The organism is Chrysiogenes arsenatis DSM 11915, from assembly GCF_000469585.1.
GTDB lineage: Bacteria > Chrysiogenota > Chrysiogenetes > Chrysiogenales > Chrysiogenaceae > Chrysiogenes > Chrysiogenes arsenatis.
On record NZ_AWNK01000001.1, the window covers coordinates 238055 to 256621 of the forward strand.

The following is an 18567-nucleotide window of genomic DNA, read 5'->3' on the forward strand; positions in this document are numbered from 1 at the left end:
CTCGGCAATTGATAGAGAGCGGCAACCGCTCTGCTGCTACCTATTACCGAATATCTTGAAATTACAACTGGTTAATTGTGCTTAGATGGGTTTATTCTGGAATTTATCTGCCGCGTAGCGGCTTCGTCCAACAAACCGATGCTGAGCGACCAAAGCATATCGACATGCCTTTTGCTTACGCAAAAGCTACGCCGATATTCTTTGGCGCCAGATTAGGGGCGTTAGAAAGCAGCCTCAATTTCTTCGCCTCTCAAGATGTGGTTGCTGTGGTGCGAAGATAAACCACAAAAACACTAAAAGGTATGGAGGACACTGATGGCCGAGTCGACGGTCTTCAATAGGAACCGAAGTGCTTTCTGGTTGCGCGTCAACGAAAATGACGATGGCAGCCTCAATTTCTTCGTCTCTCAAGATGTGGCTGCTGTGGTCAAACATCATTTTCCTGAACTGGAGCAGGCAAGCCCGACGGGTTGGAAACAGGGGAATAATAACACCGAGAATATTTGGGTGCCCGAAAACAGAGTGGATCAGGTTGATGTTGATGAAATTAAGCAGTGGGCACAGTTCGCTGGCAATCAATGCGTTTGGCTGAAGTTGGGCAATCAGCTGCAAGATCATTTTTCTGGCTCTGAAGTCGATTATTGTATTGCAGGGGATTTTAACTTTACCACCGATGGGTCCGATACTATTGGGCCGCGAAGTGTGTTGGGAGAAGCGGAGTTTCAACTCAAGTATCACCTGGGCGAACTGACCCAGGAGAAAAAGCAGGAGTACTGTACTGTGATGTCGCAGTCTTTGCTGGACGCCTTTGACCTTTTGCCATTGCGGGGTATTGGTACTCCAGAGAGTCCGGTTGTTTCTCCCATTCCTGCTCAGGAAGGGGCGAGCAAATTAGCCTGGGCTTTCGCGAAACATGTGGCAGAACGTAAAGGGGTCGACTTCATCGAGCCTCGTCTTTTGGTTCAAAACCACAGATGAAACAGCTGACCATCCAGCAGAAAGTCACAGTATGGACAAAGATCTACCAGACAGCCAATCCTGTCGCTCTCGACCCCGCGAGTGTTCACGGACGGGATGTGGTGATCATTGATGATCTGTACCAATCGGGCATCACGATGTGGGCCTACGCAAAAGCCCTGATGGGTGCCGGGGTTCGAAATGTTTTTGGCTTGGTTTGCGTAAAGTCAATGAGGGATAGCGATAACCAATGATTCAACCCATTCTCCAATTCATCCAAGCGAAAGGATCAGGCGAAGCAGCCCTTCGGCGTCTACTCACCTATGCTGTGGCTCATGGTGAGAATGCTGCCCTGGAGATCTGTTCGTCTGCTCATTCTCTTGCTGCGGAGATTGGCGTAAAGCCTGATGTTGCCCAAAATATAGTGGAAGCCCGGGGTGAGGCGGTCAAGACTGCTGAAGAGCTTGAACATCATGACGTGAGTGTCATCTGGCAGGGGGCATCTTCCTACCCTGAGCGGATTGAGAAAATTCTTCAGTCCGATGCACCACCTGTGCTTTTTATCCAGGGGAACCAGTCACTTTTTGACGAACCTGGCGTGGGGTTTTGTGGCTCGAGAAAAGCTTCAGATAAAGGACTGGCGATCACTGGGCGATGTGCGTTGCAGCTTGCCAAAGAGGGAATATGCGTAGTGAGTGGCTATGCGCATGGTGTTGATATGGCGGCCCACAGAGCTGCCATGGAGAATGGCGGCACTACGATCTTCGTCCTCGTTGAGGGAATTCTTCGTTTCCAGAGAAAGCGAGACATTGCCGACTTATTATCGGCCAGCAATCACCTGGTGGTATCCCAATTCCCTCCGCGCCTCACATGGAGTGGCCGGAACGCGATGAAGCGAAACAGCACGATCATCGGCCTCTCTGATGCGATGATTCTCGTTGAATCGGGGCTGACCGGTGGCACGTTCGCGGCCGGAGAGGAAACTCTTAAACGCAAAAGGCCACTGTTTGTAATCGATTTCACAGAGCCAGGTACTTCTGCTGAGGCCAATCCCTATTTCATAAAACAGGGCGGCATGCCTGTACGTGGCAATCGGGAAGGGGTTCCCTCGCTTGATAAAGTAAGAGAGGTCGTTGCCAAGCAGTCGTGGCGGGCTTCATCACCGAAAGAACAGAGTCTTTTCAACTTGGTCGCAGATCAAGATAAAAGGAGAAGCTAGTGCCACCTCGAAAAATATTAGGAGGAAAAACACCACCGGACAAACACCATCGCAGAACACCACTGGACAGCCACTTTGAGGCATGACTAACTTTTCTCTTTCTTTCTGGTATTATTTCCCCCATCCTGAACCAAAAAAATGAGTTTCGCCATGACTCTTGCTCGTAATCAACAGGTATTCCTCGATTCTACTCCCTACTATCACTGCATTAGCCGTTGTGTCCGCCGCGCGTTCTTGTGCGGAGGATAGTGCAACTGGGCAGAATTTTGCTTTCGATGCCGTTCTGCACGATAAAGAGACTCTTGGGGAAATGCTCAGCGCAATCATAGCTCATGAGCGAGAAGAATTTGATGCTGCGAGCGAAATTATGGAAGACCTTCTCATCCCATCAAAAAAGTTAAATGAGATTGTTCTGAAAAGCTACATTTGGGCAGATTCTCTTCTGGGTTCACGGTAGGAAAATGTGCAATGGCACTTGTATTTATTGAGAGCTGCGATATCAATCGTGCGTCAGCTATCAATAGCCAATCATATTTTCTCGCCAACAGTTCCGCTTGACGGCATAAACAAAATGATTACACTTGGCTAATATGATAAAAAATATTGCTTGCTCGGAAACAGCTAAAATTTTCAGTCGCGCTCGCTCGCGAAAACTCCCCCAAGAGATTCAGCAGCGGGCGTACGCTAAGTTAGTGCAGCTGGATTCGGCAATCAAGATAGATGATTTACGACTGCCGCCTTCCAATAAGTTGGAAGCGCTCAAAGGTGATTTAGGGGGCTATTGGAGCATACGCATTAACAACCAATGGCGTATATGCTTTCAGTGGAACGGATCAGATGCGGAAAACGTACAAATTATGGATTATCACTAAAACAAGAGGAACGTATTATGAATAATACATTATCGCCTGTTCATCCGGGTTATTACCTACGAGAAACACTGGAAGAAATGCACATCACTGCTCGCAAATTTGCCCATCACATCGGCATATCGCCCATGCGAATTTCGCTTGTTTTGCGCGGAATACGGCCTGTCAATGCGGATTTAGCACTAAGGCTCGAAAAAGCGCTTGGGCAAAGTGCAGGATATTGGATGAACCTTCAGGCCAAGTACGATCTCGACACGGCAGTTGAAGCGGGGAGCACATGTTTTGCCAAAATTCAACTTGTGTCGCCATTAACGATGGAAACGCTCTCTGGCACTCATTAAGCTTGCTACCTATACTGCTTCGGCAGGCGGGTATTTAACCACCGCCAGATAGCGCTGGGAGTGACTACCTTTCTGCTACCATCACCATCACACTAAACAACCAAAGAGCTTCGCGATGGCTCTCGCTTGCAATCAAGCTCCGATGGTTGGGGTCAGAGTAAAAGCCCTTCTAAGTCTGTGGTTGCTTGCGTGTTCATTTTTAAGCATTATAAATACGCTAAGCTGATACAGGAGGCTTCATGAGCAGAGCTACGACTACGACAATGACGGTTCGCCTCAGTGGCGCACTCAGCGAATTCGTATCCACGAATGTGGGCGATCATGACACCTACGAGAACATCAGCGAATATGTGCGAGACTTAATCCGGCGAGACAAGGAAGCAGTAGCGTTCGAGCGCCTTAAAGCCGAACTGACCCACGCCTATGCAGCGCCCGAAGCATCGTACCACCCACTGACGGCGGCGGACGTGATCGCACGCAACCGGGTCTGATGCGGCATGACCAAAGCCAATATCCGCATCCAAGATGCTGCATCCTATCGGCTTGATGAGATATATCGTTATGCCCACAACCGGGGGACTACCATGCTCGGCTTATAATAAAAAGTTTCCCACGGGACATCGACATGCAAATACCTAAACAATTCGTTTCTAGACGCCATGTTTTACTCTGGCTGGCCACACTACCGCTCGTTGGCTGTGCTCCCCACGAAATCCAACGGAGTATTACAACGGCCAATCGCGTGATTGGTGGCGACGTTGCTGGTGCTGTGACGGGCTATATCCCTTCGACGGGCGTAGCGGCAGTCGATCAACTGGTGCGACGCCAGATTCAAACCATGATCAGCGAGATCAAAAAACGGTGGGGCGACGAAAAAGTCGCTACGGAAAAAGAATATGTCAAATACACCGCCAACTATCAAAGCCGAGCCATTATCAGCTTCGAGAGCGGTCTGGCTCGTGTCGAAACACGCCAGGCACACGATCCAGTTGCCGCTTTACGGCAGGCGATTATCGCAACACTGCTGACTCCCGAAGACCCCACAACGGTCGACTTGCTCAGTGCCAAAGAATTCGACACTGATGGCGAACCATTTCTCTATAAACTTGTCGTCGATCACGAAAAAGAATACATCCGCTGGCAGTGGCGCGCCGCACGATTTGCCGACTCCCTGCTGCAAACGTCACTCAAAACCGAGCGTAGCCACGGCAGTATCACCCATTTTGTCACTTTCAATCTGGTGCGCGAATATCAGACCAATCAGCAATTCAAATACCAGAATTTTGTGGTGCAGAACGCTCGCCGCTTCCAGCAATCGCCTGCCCTGATGTACGCCATTATGGAAGCAGAAAGCAGTTTCAACCCCTATGCCATGAGTCATGTTCCCGCTTATGGATTGATGCAGATTGTCCCGACCACTGCCGGGCGCGATGTCCATCAACTCCTGTACGGACGCGAAGGAACGCCAACACGAGACTATCTTTTTGTGCCGGAAAACAACATTCGCATGGGGGCAGGCTACCTGCATCTGCTTGATACCCGCTATCTGCGCATGATCGAAAACCCCGTCAGCCGTGAATATTGCGTTATTGCTGGATACAACACCGGCAGCGGCAACGTGCTGCGCGCTTTCCATCAGAACCGGGATCAAGCGGTATCCAGAGCCAATCGTATGGCTCCGCCAGATTTATACCGCCATCTCCTGCGCCACCTTCCGTATCAAGAAACACGCAACTACCTGCCAAAAGTGGTAGGGTACAAAGAAAAATATCGCAGTGTGACTCTATAAGCCAACCTTCGGAGGATGTATGCAGACTATACAAGCGTTTGTCGAACAGAGCAAACGAGACCAAGCGAACAGATAGCTCTGAGATTGATTTTTTTCGATAAGCACAGTATTCTCATCCCTCCAACATCTCAAAGGAATCTTCAATAACAATGTTACGATGTGTATCGCTCGCCATAGCATGTATTTTCGTCCATGTATGCACTTCAAGCGCTCACGCTGGCTGGCACAGCATGCAGCAAAGTCAAAGCGATTACCTGCGCGAGCACGCTGCGCAACGCAATATTCAAGCGCAGTTTACAGCAAGAGTTCAAGCGGAACCACAACCGCTGGAAACTCCCCCAGCATTACCCGTGCGAATCGCCATCGTATATCCCGCTAAGCAGATCTCAGATTACTGGCGGCGTAATATCACTGCATTCGAAGCGCGCATGCAGGCGCTCAACATTCCATACACACTCCAGACCTATTTTTCTGCCCCTTCAGGCGAAGCCCAACTCCAAGCACAACACATAGCGCTCGCCCTCCGTGAAGGGACGGACTATCTTATTCTTTCCGTCGATTCACCCCTTGCGATCAACCTTGTCGGACGCATCCTTCGCAGCCAAAGTGCCACCGTTATAGTGCAAAACCTCACCACTCCGTTTCGCGCGTGGGAATCAGCGCAACCTTTTCTCTACAGTGGATTCGACCACGAAGAAGGGGCACAACTACTCGCCAACTACTTTCAGCAAACATTTCCGTCTGGGGCTACATACGCCGTACTGATGGCCGACCAGCACGGAACCATTTCCACCCAACGTGGCAATACCTTTATCAAAGCGCTGGAACCTTCGCGCACGTTGCATCTTGTTGCCACGTATTATACCGATTTTTCGCGCACAAAGGCCGCGCAAGCTACGCAAGAGATTCTGGAACAATTTCCAGAGGTGAATTTTATTTATGCCTGTAGCACCGACATTGCCCTTGGCGCACTCGACACCCTTCGCAAAGCCGGAAAAACTCAAAGCATTCTCGTCAATGGGTGGGGCGGTGGCGATACGGAGCTTGAAGCGCTCCGTGCCGGAGAACTCGCCGTCACCGTCATGCGCATGAGCGATGACGCGGCTGTGGCGATGGCAGAAGCCATCGCACTCGATCTAGCCGGACACAAAGATCGCGTACCAACGATTTACTCTGGAGAATTTACCATTATTGAACGCGGTGCAACGCCAAAAGATATTGAACCACTTCTGCAACGAGCCTTCCGCTACTCGTCACCACCAGCAATGACTCCCGCTCAAAACACCACCACACATGAAGGGGATACCAGTCAATGAAACTTCGCCCAATCAGCCTTTCATGGCTCACGCTTGTACTGGCGATCGCACTCCTCCTCATTATCGTGGGCGCTGCTACATACTGGAGTTACACCGATTCCGTGCGGCGCTACGAGCGACAATCAAACAGCTTGTTTGAACAGGCTGAAAGCATTATTGAACTCACCCTTCAGCAGCACGCCCAAGCACTTGGACAGTCGTTAGAGACGATAGTGGACAAAATGTACACGGCACTCCCTACAGACAACCGCCGTGACTCGGCTCATCTCACCCAATTGTTGACCGAACAATATGCACTCCACTCGGCGTACTCGCTTGATGTGCTGGCCTACGCCGACCAATTAAGCGGCACCCCCTTAATCGACGTCAGCCTAGAACATTTCACCTTCGGTCAACTTCTGCAAACATTTGAAAAACAACTGTTCCGCTTTGCTCAACCCACCATCCTCTCCTTCCGCACAGAGCCCTCGTCAGAACCACTCACCCTGATGTTGCTAGAAAAAGCGGTGGTCGACCCTGTCAGTGGCCGCAGCATGGGAACACTGTACGGTGGCATCGTGCTCAGCCATCATGGACGCATCCTTGCTGAAATCGGCCAAAAAGCACAACTGGCTCGTGTCGAATTGATAGACGAAACAGGCCAACTCCTTGCGTCCAGTCAACGTGGCACTCCAGAAAATACGGCACTGCGACTCTGCCCTGACACGACCCAAAACGCACCGAGCAGCCATATCACACGCTGCTATCCACTCATCGGATCTGCTTCTATTCGCATTCTGCTGGAAACCCCGCCCGACCTCTTCGCCAGCCTGCGCCAAGACGTTCACCATCGACTCACGTGGATAGTACTGTTGAGCGCGCTCCTGATCGTTGCTGGTGCAGCAATATACCAACAACTGATCTCGCGAGCGCTGCGGACATTTATCCGCTATACCCGACGTTTAGCCGTCCGGCGCGAACACACCCCATTTGTCCCCACCATGATCGCCGAATTCAACCTTGCCGGAGAAGCGCTGGAGCGGATGCACAGTGAACAAAAAGCCTACGAAGATCGCATTCGCTATCAAGCAACGCACGACCCCTTGACAGGGCTCCCCAATCGCACCCGCTTTATGGAACAACTGCGCAGCGCACTGAAAAATACGCAATCAAAGAAACTGGCCGTACTTTTTATCGACCTCGACCGCTTTAAAGTCATCAACGATACCCTTGGCCACCATATTGGTGACGAGGTACTCATTGGCGTTTCGAAACGATTCCGGCGCGTACCAATACTGTGCGATACCGTCAGCCGCTTTGGTGGCGACGAATTCGTGGCATACATCGAAAACATTGACACTCAGGAAAATGGTGGCCACATTGCGCAAGCCATTCTGGACACGTTTCAGGCACCCTTTCATGCCGGCGGGCAAGATCTGTTCCTCCGCTGTTCTATCGGACTGAGCCTCTATCCCGATGACGCCCGGAATGCCGAAGGACTTTTGCGCCATGCTGACAGCGCCATGTATCGCGCGAAAGCTTTTGGACGCAATAACTACCAGTTTTACACCGCCGCTATGAGCTTTCAGGCTCAGGAGCGACTCAGCCTTGAATCAGATCTGCATCGTGCCCTTGATAACCACGAATTTCTCCTCTACTACCAGCCAAAAATTGAACTGGAGAGTGGCGCAATAACCGGTATGGAAGCGCTTTTACGTTGGAAACACCCTCAGCATGGCATCATGTCGCCCGACAACTTTATTCCTATACTGGAAGAAGTTGGACTCATCGTCCCCGTCGGCGAATGGGTATTGTGGGAAGCCGCAAAAGCCTGTGCCAAGTGGCAACAACAAGCAGGCCGGCCACTGCAAGTCGCCGTGAACCTTTCCTATCGACAGCTCCAGCAGCGCAACTTTGCCAACACTGTCGCCACAGTTCTGCGCGAAACAGGTCTGGAACCCGCTATGCTCGAACTCGAAATCACCGAAAGCATGGTTATGGAAGACCTTGAACTGGTTATATCGACGTTGCAAGGGCTCCACCAACTTGGCGTTTCTATCGCCATCGATGACTTTGGTACTGGCTACACCTCTCTGAGCCATATCAAACGACTGCCACTATCAACCCTGAAAATCGATAAATCATTCGTGATGAACCTTGATGACGACAGTAACAACGCGACCATTATCAGCGCTGTTATCGGCCTATCGCGCAACTTCGGACTTGCTGTCGTCGCAGAAGGGGTGGAACGACCAAGCCATATCGAATGGCTCAAAAATGCCGGATGCCAAATCGCGCAAGGATACCATTTCAGCCGCCCGCTTCCAGAAGAAGCGTTTGTCCAGTACCTGCAAGAGAAGCTGAATAGTTCAGCACGTAACAATTAAAAGACACATCACCCAAATCTCCCCGCAAGAACCGTTCCGCATGCACCACATGTGCCATCTGCCTCTACGTTGATTCCCAGAATCGTATAACGGTGACGGTCGATCAGTCGCGCACCACAGCCGGAACACCACGTGGATTCGCCATCCCTATCACTGACATTCCCTACATACACGTAGTGCATACCAGCGTCCAGTGCGATTTTGCGCGCCCGTACAAGCGTTTGCACCGGAGTGGCCACAACGTCTTGCAATTGGTGTGTTGGAAAAAATGCCGAAAAATGGAGTGGCACATCAGGGCCGAGTTCCCGATAACACCATTGCGCCATCGCGGTAATCTCTTCGGTCGTATCATTTAAGCCCGGAATCAACAACGTTGTCAGCTCCAGCCAGCACGACGTTTCATGGCGTACCATCGCAATCAGGTCGAGTACCGGCTGGAGACGTGCGCGACACCAGCGAACATAAAACTCATCGCGAAAGCTTTTCAGGTCGATATTCGCGCCATCCATGCGGGAAAAAAACTCGCGCGCTGGAGTAAGATTCATAAAGCCCGCCGTCACGGCGACGGTGTGTATCCCCAGCGCATGACAGGCATCGGCGGTATCCATCGCATATTCAGCAAAAATCACCGGATCGTTGTAGGTAAATGCCACGCTTTGTGCGCCGGAGCGTTTTGCCGCCTGGGCAATCGCCTGTGGTGGAGCGCTTTCCTGCACGGTGTCCATACTCTGCGCGTGGGAGAGCTGCCAATTCTGGCAAAACCGGCAACTCAGGTTACACCCCGCGGTGCCAAATGAAAGGATTTGCGACCCAGGATAGAAATGGTAGAGCGGCTTTTTTTCGATCGGGTCGATGGCAAAGCCGGAACTGCGCCCATAGGTGGTAAGCGACATGGCTCCTTGCAGATTCGCCCGCACAAAACAAGCGCCCCGCTGCCCTTCGCGAAGCGTGCAGCCATGCGGACAGAGGTCGCACTGAATGCTCCCGTCCGCCACCGCATGCCACCAACGTGCTGGAGCATGATCTATTGTTCTTTCCATTTTTGCACCCCGTAGCGGTAGAGCTTCACTTCGGGCGACCAAAAATGAGGCGGAAACCCCGCTTTTTGTTTCAGATGACTCAGGAAAAGCTCTGGTGTCGCGAGGCTTTCCCAAACCTGTGGCAAAAAGGTGCTGCGCCGATTGCGGCAGGTGAAAATTACCCCATCAACGTGTGGTCGCAGTTGCCTAAGCGCGTCCGCTTCATCTTGAACAGGGAAAGGCTCGGCGGGAGTTAAGAGCGATACTTCAACGCGCACTTCGGCAAATTCCTGCTCGGTCAAAGGCTCAAAACGCGGATCGCTGAAGGCCGCCGCGCGAGCATTTTCGCGCACATCGTCGCCAAGCAAGCGCCACGCTTCGAGCGAACCAATGCACCCACGCAGTTCACCGGCCATTGTCAGTGTGACAAAGGTTGCTCCCGGCTCATGGAGGGCGGGATGATCATCTTCGTCCAGGCACGATTGACCCAGCGCGGCGGCGATGGCGTTGCGCGCACGAGTCAGCAAAACGGCTCCTAAGGCTTCAGTGTTTTCACGCATGTTCGGCCTCCGTAAATGCGATGCTGGCATATCCCACGACGCGTGTGCGGTCGCCAGCGGTATCCCCAGAATTGCGCAGATCGAGCAGGTGCGGCGTCAGTTTCCGTTGGCGCGCGACCTCTAGTAAGCCGTTAATCGGCAGTGCCCCACACGCCTGTTGGTAATCGGTCAGCGGAATCAGCCGCAAAATATCGTTCACCGAAGCGCTATCAATATTTTGCGCGGCGGTATACGGCATGAAATGGGAAAGATCAGAGCTAATAATGATAATGGTATCCTCGCCACCCCACAGCCGTTCCAACACTTCCGCAATTTCCGTTGCGGTGGTATCTCCCACCGCCAAAGGGATCAGGGTGAAACTGGGCAAAATCGTTTGTAAAAAGGGCAGATGCACTTCCAGCGAGTGCTCTTCAGCGTGGGCGCCATCATGAATAGTAACGGACGGCAAACCGTGCAGTTGTGCTATTGCTGCCTGATCGAGCGAAACATTGCCCAGCGGCGTGGCAAAATTGGCGGTACTTGGCACGGCCATTCCCCGCACGGCAACGCGGTGGCACGGGCCAAGCAGCACGACGCGCCGAATCGTGCTGGCATTGGCGGCAATAATCGAATAGGCCGGAGCCGCCACGGGCGCGGAATAGATATATCCCGCATGCGGAATAATGAACGCTTTGGCGTGTGCAAGGGCGGGGTGTTGTTTGGTTGGCACCAAGAAGTGCTCAATCGTTTCGGTTAAGGTGTCGCGCTGTTCAGGATAAAAAAGACCGGCAACGGCGGCGGGGCGAGTGGATGACGCTGAGGTGGCATCGTGTGGCATAGAAACCTCCAGAAGGTTTATTCTCTTTCAAAAACCTTACTCTCTTTGTCCTGCACGTGAAATTCATGATATGTTTTGGCGAAAAGTTCTGACTGTGTCACGCGTGGAGAGTACCATGAGCTATGCCAAAAGAGAAAAAATTTCAACGGGTCTCAGCGGCCTTGACGCGATACTTGATTCACTCCGCCTTGGCGATAACGTGGTGTGGAAAGTCGACTCCCTTGAAAGTTACCAGCGAGTCGTCACCCCCTTTGTGCATCAGGCACTCGCCGAAAAACGGCGCGTGGTGTACCTCCGTTTTGGGGCGCATCACCCCGTAATTGATCCTGCGCTCGCTGGCGTCGAAGTTGTCGACCTCAATCCCCGCCTCGGTTTTGAGCCGTTTGCCAGCACCGTGCATCGCATCCTTTCGACACGAGGGCGCGGCGTCATGTACGTGTTCGATTGCCTTTCCGACCTTGTGTCTGCGTGGGCGACCGACTACATGGTGGCCAACTTTTTTCAAATCACCTGCCCGTACTTACTTTCGCTCGATACGGTGGCGTATTTTTCCTTGCGCAATCAGCATCACAGCCTCGAAACGATTCAGCGTATTCGCAAAACAACTCAGCTTTTTCTGAGTTTTTACCGTCACGAAGACCATTACTATGTGCACCCTTTGAAAGTGTACGCCCGCAATTCACCAACAATGTTTTTGCCACACCGCGAAGAGGATGAAAAATTCGTCCCGATGGCACGCAGTTACGAGGCAACGGCACTGATGAGCAGCTTTATGCCGCGCGAAGGGGGCGCGATTGTGCGGCAACTCGATCATTGGCAGCGGCTCTTTTTGCAGGCGGAAGAGCTGTTTGCCTCCGGTGCATCACCGCGCGAACAAAAGGATATGGTGCGTCACCTCTGTCGCCATTTGATGGGGAAAGATGAGCGGGTATTGCAATTGGCCGAAACGTACTTTTCGTTAACCGATCTGCTAGAAATCAAACGGCGCATGGTCGGCACTGGGTATATTGGCGGGAAATCTACGGGCATGCTGCTGGCAAGACGTATTTTGCACGCTACCGAGCCTGAATACTGGGAAGATGTGCTGGAACCGCACGATTCGTACTATATTGGTTCCAACCTCTATTACTGGTATTTGATCCATAACGACTGCTGGAACCTCTTTATGGAGCATAAGGAGAGCGAACAGCATGGCAGTTTTGCCGCCCAGCAGCTCCGCTCGCGCATTTTGCACGGCCACTTTCCGAGCGCCATCCGGCAGGAATTTGAAAATATGCTCGATTATTATGGCCAATATCCGATTATCGTCCGCTCTTCGAGCTTGCTCGAAGATGGCTTTGGGAACGCTTTCGCGGGAAAATACGACAGCTTTTTCCTCGCCAACCAAGAGATTACCCCCGAAGAGCGTTTGGAACATTTTGAAGACATTGTGCGGCGGATTTTCGTCAGTACCATTGGCAAAGATGCGCTGGTCTACCGCCGTCAGCGCGGTTTGGCGGAACAAGACGAACAGATGGGCTTGCTCGTGCAGCGGGTCATCGGCTCCTACCGCAATCATTATTATTTCCCCGACGTTGCTGGCGTGGGAATTTCCTATAACACCTTTGTTTGGGATAGTTCCATGGATCCCCATGCCGGGATGTTGCGCCTTGTGGTGGGTCTCGGCACCCGCGCCGTTGATCGTGCCGAAGGTGATTATGCGCGGATTGTGGCACTCGATCACCCGCGCAAAAAGCCGTATCACGATGGCGACGACACGCGCCGCTTTGCGCAAAAAGATGTTGATGTGCTCGACCTAAACGCCAACACCCTCACGACCATTCCGCTCAACTCGCTGATGGGCGAAGATATCGAACGGGTGCTGGCGCGCGTTGCGCTGCACGAACGGCGCGAAATTACCCATCGCGGCAAATTGAGCCGGACACATATCAGTTGGATTCCCACGTTTGATATTTTGTTTGAACAAACCGATTTTGCCGAGCGGATGCAGAAACTCTTACAAACCCTTGATCGAGTGTACGATTATCCGGTTGATATCGAGTTCACCCTGAACTTTCGTGACGACGGGAGTTACTGCCTGAATATCGTGCAGTGTCGCCCGTTGCAGACGCGCAAAATCGGTCAGAAAGTAGAAATTCCCGACGATATCGTCGAAGAACACATCATCCTGAAGCAACACGGAGGATTTGTCGGCGGCAGCCTGATTCAGCCCATTCGCCGCATCATTTTGGTCAACGCGCCGGGCTATCACGAACTTTCTTTGGCGGGAAAACATGAAGTCGCTAAGATTATCGGCGAAATCAACATGAACACCGACCGCACCGAAGAACCAACCTTGTTGATCGGCCCAGGGCGCTGGGGAACGAGCACACCCGCGCTAGGCGTTCCGGTGAATTTTGCCGAAATCAACAATATGTCGGTTCTGGCCGAAGTGGGCTGGTCGCGCGGTGGATTTGTCCCCGAACTTTCGTTCGGCACCCATTTCTTTCAGGACTTGGTAGAAAATGAAATTTTTTATATCGCCATTTTCCCTGATCGTGCGGGAGTGCTGTTGCGCGAAGAGTGGTTTCAAGCCTTGCCGAACGACTTAGAAGGTCTGGTACCACGGGCGCGAGGGTATGAAAATGTGATCAAAGTCAGCTCGCTTTCCAAAGAGCTTTGCTTGCGCGCCGATGTGCTGTCGCAGCAGATACTTTGCTTTGTAAACGAATAAAGACGCAGGGCAGACACAAAGGTCTGCCCCTACATAAATAAATACATTACTGGTTTAAGGGTTAGAGTGTTGTAGGAGCCGGTGGTGTTTCGATATTTGTGTTGGGGATTTCTGGCGGAGTTTGCACACCATCAGGAGTGTTTGCGCCAGTTCCCGGTGCGGGCGGTGTTTCAATGATTATATCTGAGGCTGCTGACACCGTAAAGGTAATCTGACCGTTTGAGCTGGCGCTTTTGGAGTCGATTGCCGTGAACGTGACGGTGAAAGAGCCAATATGAATAGCCTCTGGTATCCCACTGACCGCACCAGATGTTTGATTGATGGTTAGCCAGTTCGGCAGGTTAGCAGCACGAAATTCCAGCGTATCATTGGTATCACTGAAGTACGTTGTAAGAGAAAGTGTGTACGGCACACCAACGGTCAACGGTTGTGTTGCTGGAGCGGTAAAGATAGGAGCAAAGTTGATGCTCGACTCGATGCTGTTCTTCAGATCTGACGTGTCGCTAATTGCTTCAGAGGTATCTGTCGCAATCATAATGGCATTCCATTCTGTTTCACTAAAAGCGGCAGCTTTTTGCCTACCAATTTCGAGCGACGCAATCACGCTTACGACTGATTGCGCATTGGCATACACGTTGGTTACCAAAGCAGGGTCGACAGTGTCGCCGGCAACCGCTTTCTTTGCAAGAACACGGGTAACAACTTCTACTGCTCTTTGATCAACGCTATCAGCGTTTAATGTAGCAATAACATTCGTCAAGGCAGCAATAGCCGGAGCTGCTTTCTCAATGCTGTCTGCCAGGGTGCTATTATTGGTAATCAAGGTTGCGACAACCTTCGCGTCATCACTATCAAAACTGTCACTCAGAATGTTTTTGTTCGCCCATACTGTTGCCTGAGCTCCATAAGCGACGCTTGTATCTGTAACGCCAACCGCTTTAAGCATTTTAGCAACAGCTTGCAGTTGTTGTGCTGCTTTTCTTGCACTCGCGTTTGTCACCGGGTCGAGCTTTTTAAAATTATCTTTTAACATGGGTGTGTTAGCAAACACCTCAGGAGTATAGATATATGCTGTCGTTAGCGGGCTCAGGTTCATTTCGCCGGTGTCATCAGAACCTTCATACCTCGTTTTCAAGTTAAAAGGCACTCCAGCTTCTAGAGATCCGACATCACTAGAAGATGATATATCCGCTACGATAACGCTATTCAATGTGACGTCCGCCAGTATGTATTCGCCACTATCATTGGTTGTCACCTCAATGCTGCTGCCTTCAACCTTAACTTTTGCACCGGAAATATAGCCATCAACGACTACGCCGGATATAGAACTTGTGGCTACCGGTGGCGTTCCACCGCCGCTGCCCCCACCACCGCAACCGGTGACGAACGCAGCACCACCAAGCGCCAGTGCTGTCATAAATACCAGAAATTTTCTACTCATTGTTTTCTCCTCGTTATTTCACGGAATGTGCCAACGGAAAAGCGCTTCCCTCCAAGGAAGGAAGCGCAGAAAGGCATTTTCTGTTAGTTCTTAAAATGGCAGGAGATACATGAGGTTTCGCCTTCAGGGTTATCGAAATACCCTTTGTGCGTGCCGGTACCAAACATGTTTGTGTTCAGACCCAAACGGCTCATGTGTGTTTTTAAGCCAGTATTGGCAGTGGTGTCGGCAGTGTTCTGGTGACATGAGTAGCATACTGATGCCATTGGTGCATTCACTCCACTATCTGGACTATCGGCATAAACACCCGCGCGCTTGGCAAAGTCAATCGGAAATTTATGACTGTCGTTGACGTGACAGGCGGTACAGTCAAGGATGCTGTTCGGCTGTGTATGGCCTGCATAGTTCGATGCTGCATAACGGCGGATGAACTCGCCGCGCTTTTCGCCAATCGAGTGAATCGCATGCATGAGGTACATCATGTCGACGGTTCCTTGTATAATGCTACCACTACGGCTGAGTGAACCTGCATTGTGGCACGAGACACAGCCGTTGATGTCATTGTTGGCGAAGGTTCCATGGCGACCAGTCGAGCCGTGGCAATCATTACACTTAGCAATATCGACGACTTTGCGGCGCTCTCCAAGTGTTGTGATATCGCTTTTGGCTAAGGTGAAAGTACGTGTGATGGTATTCAGTTGCACGCCAGAGGTCGTGCCTACAGTAAGCCTTTTTGCGGTATCTTCGCTTCCCATATAGACTGCCACGTAGCCATTACGTCCTGCGGTAGCCGTCGTTGGGATGTTGGCAATACTGGTAATCGCTTTGGTGCTGTCCGCATTCAGTGTGCTGTTGCCAAAGGCGCTTACATAAAAGGTGTCGCCGTCGGCACCATTTGTGCGTTTGTTGAACCCGTCATTTACCCAGTCATTGCCATTACCCCAGCCGATACCAACTCGGACTGCATCGGTAGTGTCATATTGGGCTGTCATGAGATTGAGGTAGTTTCCGGTTTGGGTGTCCTTGATACCCCACTCGACTTCCGCGGTTTCGCCTGCTACCGGATTTTTCACGCGGATAACATCAAAAACATACCTGTTGCGGAGTTTGGTGAGTGTGACGGCACTGTCTACGCCATGATAGCCTGCGGCTGTTTTCGCTGTCGCTCCATCGTGGCAGCCTGTACAGCTGTTTGCAAGGGTTGAGTTGAAAGCATTATCGTGAAATGAGAATTTTGCATCAGCTCTGCTCTTAAGGTTTTCAGGAGTATGGCATGTTGCACAGGCGTTAACTGACACGGTATTCCATGACGTATTGACTGCTGGCACATCACCGATATGGCACGCAACGCAATTCTTTGTTTGCTGCTTGTATCCATCTCCTACCGATTGTTGATTGCGGCGGAATGTATGGTCAGGGAAGCGCACTTGTTCGAATGGTTTACCGTCAACCGTATATCCAGGGATGCCAGCGTGGATTTTATGAGCGATGGTGGTCATGCTCAGGCTCGCCCATCCTCCCGCTGTTTTGCTCGAGGCTGAGCGATCAAAGGTGAAGTTGTTGTGACAGTTTGTGCAGACATTTGGGTCATGGCGTTGCGCTCCATGTGCACGCAGGTTCATCCGTTCGCCATGGCATTTGGTACATGATGCCATATCGATCACGCGCACACCTGCAGCGGCTGGATCATTTACCACTGTCCCGTCACCCTTAAAGTAGGCCAGTGCATTAAACCGCTCAGGTTGATCTGCATTTGTGCGACTTGTTACGGCAACCCGATAAACGGTGTTATTGTTCCATGAGTAGGCATTGATATTGTTCATGATGCCTTGGACATAGCTGCGGTAATCTGCGCTATCTGTTGAAGCATACGAATCAATGTTGGCGCTTGCCGCAGTGTTCCACACTGGTCCATTGCTGAAGTCAATTGGGTTTGCTCCACCATAGTTACTTCCTGCTCCTACAAGAATAGCACTAAAGACGCCATTATTTCTCTTTATAGCTGTTGCTCCCTCAAGACGGAGGTTGCCACCACGGATAACACGTGTTTGTGCTGGTGGGGTTCCAACGGATTGCTGCAACATGCTGACCCAAGTTTTTTTGTCATTATCCCACATTGCCATAGTGAATTCGGCACGTACGGAATCTCTTGGATAGTCGTCAATGGAGAGGGTGAGTTCAACATGTTTTTTTGTTCCATCTGTGATGACGTTGATGGTGTCTATACGAGATGGAAGGATTGGTGCTAAGCTCATTTCTTTATGGGTTGCAGGCATTGGCGGAGTTACTCCAGCCGCATGCAGTGTATTCACCCAGAAGCCTTCGCCTTCAGCGATAGTAGCGAGTTTTCTAAACCCAGCGTCTCTTAGGCGTTGAGCTGTCGAGCTGTTTGGTGAATAGGTTTCCCAGTCGTTATTTGACCACTTCCAGACGGAAGCATAGGTGGTGGGGTGGGTAAACTCACTTGCGGCAACAAACGACTTGCCGATAGGGGAAATTAGGTTCCACCCTTTCGCAAGCTGGAGATTGGCAGACGATGGTGCGGTTCCGCTCAACGTCACCGCTCCAATGTTGGTGCTGGCGTTGATCCAGAATCCTTGTCCGGCATTAATGGTTGCCAGTGAGTCAATACCAGCAGCCGAAAGTTTGCTGCTCATGGTAGTGCTGGGTGAATAGGCAGACCATTTTTGGTTTGCCGTCTGCCATCCCCATACGGTGGCAATATTGCTGTTGTTAAACGTGGTGGAAACGTTGACTCCATCGAGTGCGGAGCCTTTCAGGTTCCATCCTTCGGCAATGGTAATGCTCTGTGCGAGAGCGCTGCCGCTGGTGATTCCAATGACGCTGGCAATTGCCAGTGACTTGGCGAGGTTTTTTCGCCAAAAGTCATGTGCTTTTCTCATCTTGTCCTCCTTCATGTCTTTGTAAAGCATATCCAAACCCGCAGACTGCGGTGCATTGGTACATGTGTGTCTCACCGTGTAAAAGCAAGCTTCCCCCGTGGGGGAAGCGCAGGAAAGCAGAGAGAAATAAAGAAGGTGAGAAACGAAACACACATGGCTATGCAAAGCAAAGATGTTGCCGAAGTATAATGAGATATAAAACAATAACTTACACATGGACAATACGAAAGGAGTTGTTCAGTTTTGGGCGGCATTAT

The 18567-nt window shown here is 51.2% G+C and carries 15 protein-coding genes; 10 read left to right on the forward strand and 5 right to left on the reverse strand.

What is annotated here, in order from left to right; all coding sequences use genetic code 11:
* Positions 1 to 315: 315 nt before the first annotated feature.
* From P304_RS0101035 to P304_RS15830, 9 genes are all read left to right on the forward strand, one after another.
* On the forward strand, positions 316 to 978 hold the full coding sequence (locus P304_RS0101035) for a hypothetical protein (protein ID WP_027389028.1): 663 nt from the start codon (positions 316 to 318) through the stop codon (positions 976 to 978).
* Positions 975 to 1211 carry a hypothetical protein gene (locus P304_RS16995; RefSeq protein ID WP_027389029.1) on the forward strand — a complete coding sequence of 79 codons (237 nt, stop codon included), beginning with the start codon at positions 975 to 977 and terminating at the stop codon, positions 1209 to 1211. Before P304_RS0101035 ends, P304_RS16995 begins: the two co-directional genes overlap by 4 nt.
* On the forward strand, positions 1208 to 2176 hold the full coding sequence (locus P304_RS0101045; RefSeq protein WP_027389030.1) for a DNA-processing protein DprA: 969 nt from the start codon (positions 1208 to 1210) through the stop codon (positions 2174 to 2176). The genes P304_RS16995 and P304_RS0101045 overlap by 4 nt, the downstream gene beginning before the upstream one ends.
* A 590-nt stretch (positions 2177 to 2766) precedes the next feature.
* Positions 2767 to 3048, forward strand: a complete 282-nt coding sequence (locus tag P304_RS0101055; protein ID WP_027389032.1) for a type II toxin-antitoxin system RelE/ParE family toxin — start codon at positions 2767 to 2769, stop codon at positions 3046 to 3048.
* 17 nt (positions 3049 to 3065) lie between these two features.
* Complete coding sequence (locus tag P304_RS0101060) at positions 3066 to 3386, forward strand: HigA family addiction module antitoxin (protein WP_027389033.1); 321 nt, start codon at positions 3066 to 3068, stop codon at positions 3384 to 3386.
* A 239-nt stretch (positions 3387 to 3625) separates the two neighbouring features.
* Entirely contained in the window at positions 3626 to 3877 is a 252-nt protein-coding gene (locus tag P304_RS0101065) for a ribbon-helix-helix domain-containing protein (RefSeq protein WP_027389034.1), read from the forward strand.
* A 134-nt stretch (positions 3878 to 4011) separates the two neighbouring features.
* The gene (locus tag P304_RS0101070) at positions 4012 to 5175 is read left to right on the forward strand and encodes a murein transglycosylase domain-containing protein (protein WP_034763476.1); all 1164 of its coding nucleotides are present in this window, start codon (positions 4012 to 4014) and stop codon (positions 5173 to 5175) included.
* A gap of 230 nt (positions 5176 to 5405) precedes the next feature.
* Positions 5406 to 6491, forward strand: a complete 1086-nt coding sequence (locus P304_RS13355) for a substrate-binding domain-containing protein (RefSeq protein ID WP_160164992.1) — start codon at positions 5406 to 5408, stop codon at positions 6489 to 6491.
* Positions 6488 to 8857, forward strand: coding sequence for a putative bifunctional diguanylate cyclase/phosphodiesterase (locus P304_RS15830; protein ID WP_051321292.1), 2370 nt, complete (start codon positions 6488 to 6490; stop codon positions 8855 to 8857). The genes P304_RS13355 and P304_RS15830 overlap by 4 nt, the downstream gene beginning before the upstream one ends.
* An 8-nt stretch (positions 8858 to 8865) precedes the next feature.
* Here P304_RS15830 and amrS read toward each other — a convergent pair whose 3' ends face one another.
* The 3 genes from amrS to amrB are packed head-to-tail and all read right to left on the reverse strand — an operon-like array spanning position 8866 to position 11253.
* Positions 8866 to 9897: an AmmeMemoRadiSam system radical SAM enzyme gene (amrS, locus tag P304_RS13365; protein ID WP_051321293.1), complete on the reverse strand. Its 1032-nt coding sequence runs from the start codon at positions 9895 to 9897 to the stop codon at positions 8866 to 8868.
* A complete protein-coding gene (gene amrA / locus P304_RS17190; RefSeq protein ID WP_027389036.1) occupies positions 9882 to 10436 on the reverse strand; it encodes an AmmeMemoRadiSam system protein A in 555 nt (184 codons plus the stop codon). The genes amrS and amrA overlap by 16 nt, the downstream gene beginning before the upstream one ends.
* The gene (gene amrB / locus P304_RS17195) at positions 10429 to 11253 is read right to left on the reverse strand and encodes an AmmeMemoRadiSam system protein B (RefSeq protein ID WP_027389037.1); all 825 of its coding nucleotides are present in this window, start codon (positions 11251 to 11253) and stop codon (positions 10429 to 10431) included. Before amrB ends, amrA begins: the two co-directional genes overlap by 8 nt.
* Positions 11254 to 11368: 115 nt before the next feature.
* On the opposite strand from amrB, the gene P304_RS0101100 reads away from it, so the two are divergent.
* Positions 11369 to 13966 carry a PEP/pyruvate-binding domain-containing protein gene (locus P304_RS0101100; RefSeq protein WP_027389038.1) on the forward strand — a complete coding sequence of 866 codons (2598 nt, stop codon included), beginning with the start codon at positions 11369 to 11371 and terminating at the stop codon, positions 13964 to 13966.
* 61 nt (positions 13967 to 14027) lie between these two features.
* Here the strand turns inward: P304_RS0101100 and P304_RS0101105 are convergent, their stop codons facing one another.
* Together P304_RS0101105 and P304_RS0101110 are read right to left on the reverse strand one after the other, a co-directional pair.
* Positions 14028 to 15407: an Ig domain-containing protein gene (locus P304_RS0101105; protein WP_027389039.1), complete on the reverse strand. Its 1380-nt coding sequence runs from the start codon at positions 15405 to 15407 to the stop codon at positions 14028 to 14030.
* Positions 15408 to 15490: 83 nt separating this feature from the next.
* Complete coding sequence (locus tag P304_RS0101110; protein ID WP_027389040.1) at positions 15491 to 18310, reverse strand: OmcA/MtrC family decaheme c-type cytochrome; 2820 nt, start codon at positions 18308 to 18310, stop codon at positions 15491 to 15493.
* Positions 18311 to 18567 lie beyond the last annotated feature (257 nt).

Coding starts and splice junctions, on each gene's coding strand:
- P304_RS0101035 (WP_027389028.1), top strand. CDS start 316: ATGGCCGAGTCGACGGTCTTCAATAGGAACCGAAGTGCTTTCTGGTTG.
- P304_RS0101110 (WP_027389040.1), bottom strand. CDS start 18,310: ATGAGAAAAGCACATGACTTTTGGCGAAAAAACCTCGCCAAGTCACTG.
- P304_RS0101045 (WP_027389030.1), top strand. CDS start 1,208: ATGATTCAACCCATTCTCCAATTCATCCAAGCGAAAGGATCAGGCGAA.
- amrA (WP_027389036.1), bottom strand. CDS start 10,436: ATGCGTGAAAACACTGAAGCCTTAGGAGCCGTTTTGCTGACTCGTGCG.
- P304_RS16995 (WP_027389029.1), top strand. CDS start 975: ATGAAACAGCTGACCATCCAGCAGAAAGTCACAGTATGGACAAAGATC.
- P304_RS0101100 (WP_027389038.1), top strand. CDS start 11,369: ATGAGCTATGCCAAAAGAGAAAAAATTTCAACGGGTCTCAGCGGCCTT.
- P304_RS0101070 (WP_034763476.1), top strand. CDS start 4,012: ATGCAAATACCTAAACAATTCGTTTCTAGACGCCATGTTTTACTCTGG.
- P304_RS0101060 (WP_027389033.1), top strand. CDS start 3,066: ATGAATAATACATTATCGCCTGTTCATCCGGGTTATTACCTACGAGAA.
- P304_RS13355 (WP_160164992.1), top strand. CDS start 5,406: ATGCAGCAAAGTCAAAGCGATTACCTGCGCGAGCACGCTGCGCAACGC.
- amrB (WP_027389037.1), bottom strand. CDS start 11,253: ATGCCACACGATGCCACCTCAGCGTCATCCACTCGCCCCGCCGCCGTT.
- P304_RS15830 (WP_051321292.1), top strand. CDS start 6,488: ATGAAACTTCGCCCAATCAGCCTTTCATGGCTCACGCTTGTACTGGCG.
- P304_RS0101055 (WP_027389032.1), top strand. CDS start 2,767: ATGATAAAAAATATTGCTTGCTCGGAAACAGCTAAAATTTTCAGTCGC.
- P304_RS0101065 (WP_027389034.1), top strand. CDS start 3,626: ATGAGCAGAGCTACGACTACGACAATGACGGTTCGCCTCAGTGGCGCA.
- amrS (WP_051321293.1), bottom strand. CDS start 9,897: ATGGAAAGAACAATAGATCATGCTCCAGCACGTTGGTGGCATGCGGTG.
- P304_RS0101105 (WP_027389039.1), bottom strand. CDS start 15,407: ATGAGTAGAAAATTTCTGGTATTTATGACAGCACTGGCGCTTGGTGGT.